Consider the following 10,544-nt stretch of genomic DNA (forward strand, 5'->3'; position numbering starts at 1 on the left):
CCGGCCCGCTCGGTCGAGGGTCAGCCGCAGGTGGCACCGTTGAGACGGAAGCCGGTCGGGGCGGCCGCGTTGCCGGTGTGGGTGGCCTGGTAGCCGATCGTGGTCGAGCCGCCCGGCGCGAGCGTCCCGTTGTAGCTGACGTTGGTCGCGCTGACCGTGCCGCTGGCGGGGGAGTAGCCGGCGCTCCAGCCGGACGTGATCGTCTGCCCGGCCGCCAGCGTGAACGTCAGGGTCCAGCCGTTGATCGCGCTGGTCCCGGTGTTCGTGATGGCGATGCTGTTGGTCAGGCCGGTGTTCCACGCGCTGACCGTGCTCACGGCCCGGCAGGCGCCGGTGCCGGGCGTCGGGCTCGCCGTGGGTGTCGGGCTGACCGTCGGTGTCGGCGTCGTCTGTCCGCCGCCGACGATCGCGGTGATGATGCCCTGCTGGGTGACGCTGTTCGCGCTGCGGTCGAACAGCCCGAACCCGTGCTGCCCGTTCCAGCCGTTGTCCCAGTAGGCGGTCGCCGCGCCGTACTTCTTCGCGGCCGCCACCAGCGTGCGCGCGAAGTCCGCCCGGTAGGTGTTGTTCGCCGAGTCGTAGCTGGTCTTGTCGATCGAGCCGTACTCGCCGACGAACACCGGATAGCCGCGGGTGACGAACGTGTCGTAGGTCTTCTTCAGCTGGGCGTCCAGGTAGTCCTCCTGGCCCCAGGTCGAGGTCTTGGCCGCGTTGGTCGCGTTCGGACCCCACTGGGTGATGTTCCCGTCCTCCTGCCCGGTGAAGTCCCACGGGTCGTAGTAGTGGACGGAGATCATCAGCCGCTGTTCCGCCGCCGGGATCGAGGACGACCGGTACTGGTCGGTCGGGATCACGAACCCGTAGTTGCCCACGGTGTAGTCGATGTTCGTGTTCCACCCCGGCACCAGCAGCCAGCGTGACGCGTTGTTCCCGCCGGTCCGCCGCACCGTGTCCACAAATATTTGGTTATATGCGTTGATGTTGGAGTAGCACGGCTGGGTCGGCGCGCCGTACTGCCCGTCGAAGTTCTCGTTCATCGACTCCAGGATCAGATGGTCGTTGTAGGCCTGGAACTTCGTCGCGACCTGCTGCCACACCTTCTGATACTTGTCCCGGATCGTCGCCTGGTCCGCCGCGTCGCAGATCAGCCAGGAGCCGGTGACGGTCTTGTACCCGTCCCCGTGCATGTTGATCAGGACGTAGAGGCCCTGGCTGTAGGCGTAGTCCACGACCTGCGCGATCCTGGTCAGCCACGCGGCGTCGACCGTGTAGTTCGGCCCCGCCCCGATCTTCCCCAGATAGGAGACCGGGATGCGGATCGTCTTGAACCCGGACGCCTTGACCCGGTTGATCAGCGCCTGCGTGATCACCGGGTTCCCCCAGGCGGTCTCGCTGGGAACGCCGTTGTTGCTGGCCTCCAGCTGATTGCCCAGGTTCCAGCCGGCCCCCATGTCCGCGACCAGCGCGGCCGGGCTCAGCGCGGCCGCCGCTTCCGCCGTGGCCGGTCTGGTGACGCCGTAGACGGCACCGGCGAAGGCCACGGAGGCGGCGACGAACGCCAGCCCCACCCTCCGTGCTCTGGATCTCATGAACTGTTCCCCTCTCGGACGACGCGAAGCACCGGAACCGGAAGGTGGGTTTCCGGTCAGCGCCTGCCCAAGAGTCTCGCCACGCCACGCCGACGTGTCAATTGATGAACATCGAAGTGTCTGCCAACTTCGGCGGGATCGGGACCCCGTGGCTTGCGGCCCGCGCAAGATCCAGATCAACGGCCGGCGGGGGTACGGGTCTGGTGTCGCGGAGCCGATCACGACCAGTTGATCACCTATGGTGATCAACTGAAAGCTCTCCGTAGTTGTTTGGATGAGGGGATGGCCATGAGCACTGCCAAGGCAGCAGGCACGGGCGGCGAGGACTTCACGCCCACGATCAGCACGGTCGCGGGCACCGGGACCGCGGGGGACAAGGGGGACGGCGACGCCGCGGTCCAGGCATTGCTGAAGAACCCCTACGGCGTGGCGATCGACGGCATCGGCACGCTCTACCTCAGCGAGCACGGCAACCACCGGGTCCGGAAGGTCACGACCGACGGGAAGATCAGCACGGTCGCCGGGACCGGGGTCGCGGGCGACAAGGGCGACAAGGCGCCGGTGCAGCTGAAGGGCCCGCGTGGGCTGGCGGTCGACCGTGAGGGCAACCTCTACATCGCCGACACCGACAATCATCGGGTCCGCAGAGTCGCGGCCGACGGGACGATCACCACCATCGCCGGGACGGGAGTCGCGGGCCCCGGTGGTGACGGCATCGCCACCGACATGCGGTTGAACACCCCGGCAGCGGTGGCGGTGGACGACGCCGGTGTCGTGTACGTCGCTGACCACGGCAACCACCGGATCCGGAGGATCACGACCGACGGGAAGATCGTCTCGATCGCGGGGAACGGGTCCGGGGCGTTCCGGGGCGACAACGGACCGGCGACCTCCGCCTCGCTGTACTTCCCGCAGGGGATGGCGCTGGACGGCGAGGGCAACCTCTACATCGCCGACGTGTCGAACAACCGGGTGCGGAAGGTGTCGCCCGACGGCACGATCAGCACCGTTGCCGGCCTGGGCACCGCGGGGTTCGCCGGTGACGGCGCCCCGGCGGTCAAGGCCCAGTTGAACCAGCCACGGGAGCTGGCGCTGGACGGCGAGGGCAACCTCTACATCTCCGACCATCGCAACCACCGGATCCGGAAGGTCGCACCCGACGGCACCATCAGCACGGTTGCCGGTGGCAAGGCGGCGGGCGTCGGAGGCGACGGCGGCCCAGCGGCGTCGGCAGAGCTGAACTATCCGCTCGGGCTGGCGCTGGACTGCGTCGGCACGCTCTACATCGGTGACCACTCCAACCACCGGATCCGCCGGATCTCGTCGGCGGCGACGGCCGGGATGCCCGAGACCGGCACCGTGGTCTCCTGGTCGAACGTGCGCAGCCGCCTGCGGATGGGGGTGGCGCACGAGTCCCTCAAGGACGGCGCCGAGATCCGTCAGTCGCTCGCCGGGCCACGCGACCACCAGCGCTGGCGGCTGATCGTCGCCGGCCAGCACGAGGGCGAACTGCTCTACATGCTGGAGAACGTGCGCAGCGGCAAGTCGCTGGAGGTTGCCGGCGCGCACCGGACCGAGGGCGCGGTGGTCGCGCAACGCGCCTACCAGGGCGGGACCGCGCTCCACCAGCAGTGGCGGCTGATCCCGGTGGGTACGGTGGCGGACGGGACCAGGATCTACGAGATCGCGAACCGTAACAGCGGTCTGCTGCTGCGGGTCGACTCCACCGCTCGCGGGACGCTCACGCAGGACGCGGCCGAGGGCGACCACCGGGAACGGCACTGGCAACTGCTCACGGTGTGAAACCGGGGGTGGCCGGCGGTGCCTCGCACCGCCGGCCACTCGCTACTTCTTGTCTCCCGCGGGCTTCTCCGCCTGCGGCGTGTCGGGCTTCGCCGCCTCGGGAGCCTTGGGCGGCTTGGTGAAGTCGCTCTTCCTCGGCATGCTCGACAGGTCGTCGTCCTTCTGGAGGTCGCCGTTGTCCTTCACCGCCGCGCTGGACTCCTGCATCCCGGCGGTCGCGGCCGCGGACACCGAGCCGGGCTGCGCGAAGCGGGCCTGATCGGCGGCGGACGTCTGGGCGCTGTCGATGAACGCGCCGAGGAACCCGAGGATGGCCCGCGCCTCCGGCGACTCCTCCCGGACGACCTTCGACCGTGACGTGGAACCGTGGATGCCGTTGGCGAACAGGCTCGGCGTCGTGTCGTCGTAGGTGTCGTCGTCCGAGTCCTCGAAGTCGACGCCGGCACCGGGTTGCGGCCTGTCCCCGTCCGGGGTCACCGAGAAGAGCCCGGAACCCCGGCTGGCCGCGCTGAAGATGTTCTGGAACACCACTGTCGTCACTCCTCCTTGTGCAGGTTGCGTTCGCTGCCGGCCATGGTCTCGCCGTCGAACAGCGTGTGGTGCACCTCCAGCGCGGAGACGACCTCGGCCCATCCGCGCATCCGGAAGCCGCCGCCGGCCAGGTCGAGATCGCTGATGTCGCGGGCGACCAGGCGTTCGAGCCCGGGGAGCCGTGCGGGCTGCGGGGGTGACAGGACCGCGACCGGCGCGGCGTACCGCACCGCGAGCAGCCCGGAGAACGTCACCGGGAGCTCGTAGGTGAACTCCTTGCGGGTGCGCCGCTGGGTGGCCATGGTCTCCACGCGTGAGCCGGCCGGGACGCTGCCGGAGATCTGCGACCTGGAGGTCCAGCTGGTGGTCAGCGTGCCGCCGACCGAGGCCGTGATGCTCTGCGCCAGCGAGGAGCTCAGGTCCGCCTTGCCGGCGGCGCTGCCCTGCGTGCTGAACGACGACGACCCGGTCACCGAGTTCGTCGCGGACGCGTTCGCGGAGTTGGTCATGCCGTTCGTCGTGCCCGCCTCGGTGGCGTTCGACTGGTCCGTACCGACGCTGTCCTTGCTGTTCTTGTTGGTCACGGTGGTGGCGTTCTTCTGATTGACGCTGTTCTGAAGGCCGGTGGAGACGCCGGCCTGGAGTTGCGCCTGCAGTTGCAGCTGGAGCTGCGCCTGCAGCTGCAACTGGAGCTGCGCGCCGATGCTGCCGCCGAAGGTGAGCTGGGTCGTGCCGCCCAGGGACCAGTTGACCTGGTTGGACACGGTGAAGTCGACCGAGTCGGTGAAGGTCATCGGCGTGCTGCCGCGGTTGACGTAGGTGCGTGAGGAGAACGAGTCGGGCGGCGGCTGGCTGATGCCACCTCGTTCCTCGATCAGCGGCTCGCCGAGGTTCAGGTAGGCGAGCCAGCCGAGCGCGAACGCCGTACCCGGGAAATCGCCGAAGCTCGACTTGTTGAGCGAGAACCCGATGGGGTTGTGCTTCACGCCGTAGTCGTCCTCGTACACCAGCGCGGGATGGGTCAGGATGGACTCCCACGTCTGCGCGATGTTGAGTTCCCGAAGGTTTCTCTTCGTCAGCGGCTGGCGCTTGGATCGTTCCAGGCTAAATGTGTTGGAAGGCATTTTCCGTCCTCCGAAAGGCGCACGACTGCGCTCAGTCGGCCGAAGCTATCACGGTGCCGACCCGCCCACAGGTGACACGCCGTTGATCAACTTTCGGTGTGTTGACCTGCTGAAACGTACCCCGGACGGTATGGTGATCTTGCTTGTTGCCGCGATCTCGCGGCAACCGAATGCGACGCGGTAAAGCTGCGTGAAAGCCGCCGATCTCCCATTCATGAAACAGGTGAGGTTCCCCGCGATGTATACCCAAGAACGCACGGCGATGGCGAATCTGGTGGTCGGCGGGCCGGTGGCGGTGAACAGCTACGACAACGCGATCGTCGCGGCGCTGCTGGAGACCCGGCCGGTCATGCTCGTGCACGCCTTCAACGGCGGCTACCTGCGCCCGGCCGAGCTGACCAAGGAGAGCCACGACAAGGGCGTCAAGCTGGCCACCGCGCTCGACCCGGCCACCAAGGACGAGCAGGGCCACCTCTGGTACATCACCCCGGGCGGCTTCTTCGGGCAGCGGCCGCTCTACTACCTCGAGAGCGCGGCCGGCCAGGTGACGCCCACACCCGCCGGCGAGGCCGACGCCGGGCGCGGTGACGACGGTCTGCCGAAACCGCAGCGTCGGCGGATCAGCGTCCACCAGGACGCGCCGAAGAGCACGGCCGACACCGTCCAGGTCGGACTGCCCGGCAAGGTCGGCGACAAGTGGCGCGGGAAGAACGGCGCGGCCGAGGACACCCAGCTGTGGATCGTGACGGTCACACCGTGGGGCGGGATCACGTTCGTGCCGATCACCCACCCCGACGCGATCCTCGGGTTCAAGGACCACGCGGTGACGGCCGACGCCGAGGTCCGCCTCACCCACAACTGGGGCGGCGACTTCACCGGCACCGTCATCAACACGTTCTACCCACGGCTGCCCAGCGAATGGAACGTCCCCTACCACCACGTCTTCACGTGATTCCGAAGGAGGCTCCACGATGCCCGTACCCACGGAAGAACTGACACTTTCGATCGTCAACGCCGTCACCGGAACGGCGCTCGCCGTCGGTGGCGCCACGCCGCGGCGATGGCAGCTCACCCCGGTGCCGGCCGCGAAGGGCGGCAAGGAACAGGACGACCAGGCGTACGTGATCCGCGACGTGGACAGCGGCCAGGTGCTGGACAACCCGGCCGCCGCGGACGGGAGCATCAAGCGGTCCGACGCCGCCGACGGCAAGCTGAACCAGCAGTGGCACGTCGTCCCGGTCGAAGGTGAGGCCGGCCTCTACCTCATCGAGGACGCGAAGGACCGGGCGGTGCTCGACCTGGACGACACCCGGGTCGTCCTGCGCGAGCACGACGAGGACGCGCCGAGCCAGCGCTGGCGGTTCGTGCCGTCCGAGCCCGAGCGCGTCAGCGACCCCGTGCTGCGCTTCGCGTCGCTGCAGCACTGGAACGGCCGCCGATCCTGGCGGCTGCACCCGTCGCCCGCGCTGCGCCCGGCGCCGGACGCGGCCCCGTCGTTCAGCGACATGCTGCTGGTCCTCGACCGCTACGGCAGCACCACGGCGGCCACCGGCAGTGTCAAGGGAGCCACCGGTAGCACCGAGGAGGTCACCGACGGCGCCAACCGTACCTACCGCGGGCAGCCGGGCTGGTGGGCCGAGCCCGGCACCCGGTTCCTCGCCGACGTCACCGGCGAGGGCCGCCACGACATCGTCGCGCTCACCCCGGACAAGGGTGCCGTCACGTCGGTGAGCAGGGGCGACGGCACGTTCGAGGACGAGCGCGTGCTGCACGGCCCGATGCCCGCGCCGGACCCCGCCGACCGGTGGACGCTCGCGGACCTGACCGGTGAGGGCCGGCCCGACATCGTCGTGCTGGCCGCCGACGGCGTGCGCGTGTCCAGACAGGACGAGACCGGCGCGTTCACGCCGGAGGGCGGCATGCCGGTCCTGGCCGCGTTCGGGCACAAGGAGAAGGCCGGGGCGTGGCTCGCGGACCGGCATCCGCGGCTGCTGGCGGACACGACCGGCGACGGCCGGCTGGACATCGTCGGCTTCCACGACGACGGCGTCTGGGTCGCCCTCCAGGACGAGAAGGGCACGTTCGACGAACCGCGCTACGTCCTGGCCGAGTTCGGCGTCGAACAGGGCTGGACCACCGCGGTGGAACACCCGCGGTTCGTGATCCGGACCACCGCCGACGGACCGCTGGACCTCGTCGGCTACGGCCCGCAGGGTGTCGTCGTGGCCCGCGGCCGCGGTGACGGCACGTTCGCCCGCCCGGTGCTCGCGCTCAACGACTTCGGCCCGGCCCAGGGGTGGACGAGCACGAAACACGTGCGGTTCGTCGCGGACGTCACCGGCGACGGCACCCCGGACCTCGTCGGCTTCGGCGACCAGGGCGTCTGGGTGGCCCACAACCGTGGCGACGGGCGGTTCGACCAGGCGCAGCTGGTGTGCGGCGGTTTCGGCCACGGCGAGCACGCGGGCGGCTGGCGGGTCGACCGGCACCCCCGGTTCCTCGCCGACATCACCGGTGACGGCCGGGTCGACATCGTCGGCTTCGGCGGACCCGGCGTGTACGTGGCCCGCAACCTCCACCGCCGGTTCAGGACCCGCTGACCGTCAGCAGCCGCAGCGCGTCCCGCGACCGGGCGTCGTTCGGCGTGTAGACCTCCAGCCGGAGATCGGGCGACTCCGGCTGGACCCACACCTGGTAGTTGACGTCGACCGCACCGAGCGCCGGATGCCGCAGATCCATCCGGCCCACGGTGCAGTCGGCGACGTCGCCGGTCGCCCACAGCGAGGCGAACTCGGCACTGTGCATGGACAGCTCGCCGATCAGTTCGGCCAGCCGGCCGTCGTGCGGATGACGCCCGGAGGTCAGCCGCAGGTAGGCGACGTGGATCCGGGCCAGCTCGTCCCAGTTGCGGTACAGGTCCCGGGTGGTCGTGTCCAGGAAGAACAGGCGCGGGATCGACGGGCGCTCGTGGAAGCCGACGTGCGCCGCCACCAGCGCGTGACCGGACCGGTTCCACGCCAGCACGTCGCCGCGCCGCCCGAGCACGACCGCCGGGATCGTCTCCCGCAGCGACTCCAGCAGCGCGCGGACCCGGTCGTCGAGCCGTTCCGGCGCGGGCCGGGTGAGCCGCGGCGGGTGCGTACGCCGGGCGAGGTTGTGCAGGTGGGTCTGCTCGGCCGCGCCGAGCCGGAGCACCCGGGCGATCGCGTTCAGCACCTGCGGCGAGGCCGCGCCGGCCTGGTCCTGCTCCAGCCGCGTGTAGTAGCCGACGCTGACGCCCGCGAGCTGGGCCAGCTCCTCCCGGCGCAGACCGGGGACCCGCCGGGCCGAGATCGTCGCCCGCACCTCGACGAGATCGGGCGTCACCCGCCCCCGCCTGGTCCTGAGGAACGTGCCGAGACTCTCAGGCTCCATGCGTCCAGGCTAGGCGCCCGCGCGCCGCCGTACCTGCACCTGCCGGGTGTACCTTCCGGCGGGGTCTGGTTGCCGCGCGCCGCCCGCCCGACCATCGACCGCATGTATCAGCGACGCACACGGGCGTGGTTCGGGCTGTCGATCGTGCTGGGACCGGTCCTGCTGGTCGCCATGGACGGATCGGTGCTGTTCCTGGCGATGCCGAGGATCACCGCCGCCCTGGACCCGGCACCCGGCCAGGCACTCTGGATCCTGGACGTCTACGGCTTCGTCGTCGGCGCGCTGCTGATCGCGTTCGGGCGCGTCGGCGACCGCTACGGTCGCTTGCGGCTCCTCATGATCGGCGTGCTCGTCTTCGGCGCCGGATCCGCGGCCGCGGCCTTCGCACCCAGCGCCGAGCTGCTGATCGCGTCCCGGGCGCTGATGGGCCTCGGCGGTGCCACGCTCCTGCCCTCCGCACTGGCCGTGATCAGCGAACTGTTCGCCGATCCCCGTCAACGGGCGCGCGCCGTCGGCATCTTCGCCGCCACGTTCGCGGCCGGTTTCGCCATCGGCCCGATGGCCGGCGGGCAGCTGCTGAGCACCTTCTGGTGGGGATCGGTCTTCCTGATCAACCTGCCCGTCGTGCTCCTCTTCACCGCGTGCGCCCCGGTACTGCTGCGGGAGGTCCGCGCCGGCGGCACCGGCCGGGTCGACCTCCCCAGCGTGATCCTGTCGGCCGGCGGCCTGCTGCTGTGCGTCTACGCCGTCAAACACCTCGCCGCCTACGGCCCGTCGCTGCCGGCCCTGGTCGCCGGCCCCGCCGGACTCGTCGTCCTGGTGGGGTTCGTCCGCCGCCAGCGCACGCTCGATCACCCGCTGGTGGACGTGGCACTGTTCCGCCGCAGGGTGTTCACGGTCGCCATCGCCACCGGCCTGCTGTCGCTGGTCGCGTGGTCCGCCGGCGCCTACCTCAGCGCCGTCTACCTGCAGTCCGTGCGCGGCCTCTCCGTCGCGCACGCGGCGCTCCTGACGCTGCCCGGCGCCGTCGTCCTGACCGTCACCTGCATCACCACACCCCACCTGGTCGAACGCGTCGGCGAGCGCGCGTCGCTGATCCTGTGCCACCTGTCCATGGCCGCGGGCCTGCTGCTGCTGGCACCGACCGCGGCCTCCGGCGGCACCGCCTGGTACGTCGCCTCGACCGTGGTGGCCGGCGTCGGCTACGGCATCTCGTTCAGCCTGGTCGCGGAGACCGCCGTGGGCGCGGTCCCGGAGGAACGGGCGGGCTCCGCCGGCGCGATCGCCGAGACCAGCAACGAGATCGGCAACGCCCTCGGCATCGCCCTGCTCGGCTCCCTCGCCACCCTCGTCTTCCGCCTCCGCGACCCCGGCACCTCCGGCACCCTCGACGAGGCACTCTCCGCTCCCGGCCTGAGCTCTATCGCGATCGACCAGGCCAAACACGCCTACCTGGACGGCTTCCACGTCGTCGCGATCACCGCCGCCGTCCTCTGCCTGGCACTGGCGGTCCTGGCAACCCGATGGATCCCCGAAAATTCAAGATCAAATGCCTAGTTTCCCGCTTCCGGCGTGGTGCGGCAGCGTTGCTCCCGCGGGCAAACCTCGCTGCGCGCCAAGACTTCGCTGGCGCTCCGCTTGCCGCTTCGCGTCGGAGCCGGTTCCGCCGTGGCCGGGGAAGAGCACGCGATTCCCGTCGCACTCGCGTCGGTCGAGGCGCGTCCCGTGCCGGGCGCGCCAGGGCGGTCGCCGCATGGGAGCAGCGTCGGAGCCGGTTCCGCGTGGTGCGCAGCGCACGCTGCTGCCGTCGTGCTCGCGGCCAACGGGACGCGGGCCGCGGCGGTCGTCGTGTGGGGGTGTGACGTCGGAGTCGGCTCAGCGGTGCGGGAGGGGAACACGCGATTCCCTGTCACATCCGCGGCAAGCCGAGGCGCGTCCCGGGCTGCCCGGCCACCGCATGGGTGTGGCTCCGGACCCGGCCCCGCGCGGAACCGACCCGAAAATCGAAAGGTGAGTGGGCAGGCGACAGCGCCCGGCGGAGCCGGGTGGGGTGTGGGGTGGGGTCAGGTGGTGGCGGGGTTGG

8 protein-coding genes are annotated in these 10,544 nt (G+C 70.4%); 4 read left to right on the top strand and 4 right to left on the bottom strand.

Going from position 1 to position 10,544, the window contains the following annotated elements:
• Positions 1-20: 20 nt before the first annotated feature.
• Complete coding sequence (locus OP04_RS18585; RefSeq protein ID WP_033340972.1) at positions 21-1,589, bottom strand: cellulase family glycosylhydrolase; 1,569 nt, start codon at positions 1,587-1,589, stop codon at positions 21-23.
• Positions 1,590-1,877: 288 nt separating this feature from the next.
• Here OP04_RS18585 and OP04_RS18590 point away from each other — a divergent pair, with 288 nt between their 5' ends.
• On the top strand, positions 1,878-3,392 hold the full coding sequence (locus tag OP04_RS18590) for an RICIN domain-containing protein (protein WP_033341020.1): 1,515 nt from the start codon (positions 1,878-1,880) through the stop codon (positions 3,390-3,392).
• 42 nt (positions 3,393-3,434) lie between these two features.
• Here OP04_RS18590 and OP04_RS18595 read toward each other — a convergent pair whose 3' ends face one another.
• Both OP04_RS18595 and OP04_RS18600 read right to left on the bottom strand, forming a co-directional pair.
• The gene (locus OP04_RS18595; RefSeq protein ID WP_198153883.1) at positions 3,435-3,932 is read right to left on the bottom strand and encodes a hypothetical protein; all 498 of its coding nucleotides are present in this window, start codon (positions 3,930-3,932) and stop codon (positions 3,435-3,437) included.
• Positions 3,929-5,047, bottom strand: a complete 1,119-nt coding sequence (locus tag OP04_RS18600; protein ID WP_033340974.1) for a hypothetical protein — start codon at positions 5,045-5,047, stop codon at positions 3,929-3,931. The genes OP04_RS18595 and OP04_RS18600 overlap by 4 nt, the downstream gene beginning before the upstream one ends.
• Before the next feature lie 238 nt (positions 5,048-5,285).
• Between OP04_RS18600 and OP04_RS18605 the strand changes: the two genes are divergently transcribed.
• Complete coding sequence (locus OP04_RS18605; protein ID WP_033340975.1) at positions 5,286-5,999, top strand: hypothetical protein; 714 nt, start codon at positions 5,286-5,288, stop codon at positions 5,997-5,999.
• Positions 6,000-6,018: 19 nt separating this feature from the next.
• A complete protein-coding gene (locus OP04_RS18610) occupies positions 6,019-7,647 on the top strand; it encodes an FG-GAP-like repeat-containing protein (protein ID WP_033340976.1) in 1,629 nt (542 codons plus the stop codon).
• Here the strand turns inward: OP04_RS18610 and OP04_RS18615 are convergent.
• Positions 7,634-8,461, bottom strand: coding sequence for a helix-turn-helix domain-containing protein (locus OP04_RS18615; protein WP_033340977.1), 828 nt, complete (start codon positions 8,459-8,461; stop codon positions 7,634-7,636). The two genes, OP04_RS18610 and OP04_RS18615, sit on opposite strands and share 14 nt — an antisense overlap.
• A 102-nt stretch (positions 8,462-8,563) precedes the next feature.
• On the opposite strand from OP04_RS18615, the gene OP04_RS18620 reads away from it, so the two are divergent.
• On the top strand, positions 8,564-10,018 hold the full coding sequence (locus OP04_RS18620; RefSeq protein ID WP_033340978.1) for an MFS transporter: 1,455 nt from the start codon (positions 8,564-8,566) through the stop codon (positions 10,016-10,018).
• Positions 10,019-10,544 lie beyond the last annotated feature (526 nt).

The sequence above is a fragment of the Catenuloplanes japonicus genome, from assembly GCF_000717135.1.
GTDB lineage: Bacteria > Actinomycetota > Actinomycetes > Mycobacteriales > Micromonosporaceae > Catenuloplanes > Catenuloplanes japonicus.

Coding starts and splice junctions, on each gene's coding strand:
- OP04_RS18585 (WP_033340972.1), bottom strand. CDS start 1,589: ATGAGATCCAGAGCACGGAGGGTGGGGCTGGCGTTCGTCGCCGCCTCC.
- OP04_RS18590 (WP_033341020.1), top strand. CDS start 1,878: ATGAGCACTGCCAAGGCAGCAGGCACGGGCGGCGAGGACTTCACGCCC.
- OP04_RS18600 (WP_033340974.1), bottom strand. CDS start 5,047: ATGCCTTCCAACACATTTAGCCTGGAACGATCCAAGCGCCAGCCGCTG.
- OP04_RS18605 (WP_033340975.1), top strand. CDS start 5,286: ATGTATACCCAAGAACGCACGGCGATGGCGAATCTGGTGGTCGGCGGG.
- OP04_RS18610 (WP_033340976.1), top strand. CDS start 6,019: ATGCCCGTACCCACGGAAGAACTGACACTTTCGATCGTCAACGCCGTC.
- OP04_RS18615 (WP_033340977.1), bottom strand. CDS start 8,461: ATGGAGCCTGAGAGTCTCGGCACGTTCCTCAGGACCAGGCGGGGGCGG.
- OP04_RS18620 (WP_033340978.1), top strand. CDS start 8,564: ATGTATCAGCGACGCACACGGGCGTGGTTCGGGCTGTCGATCGTGCTG.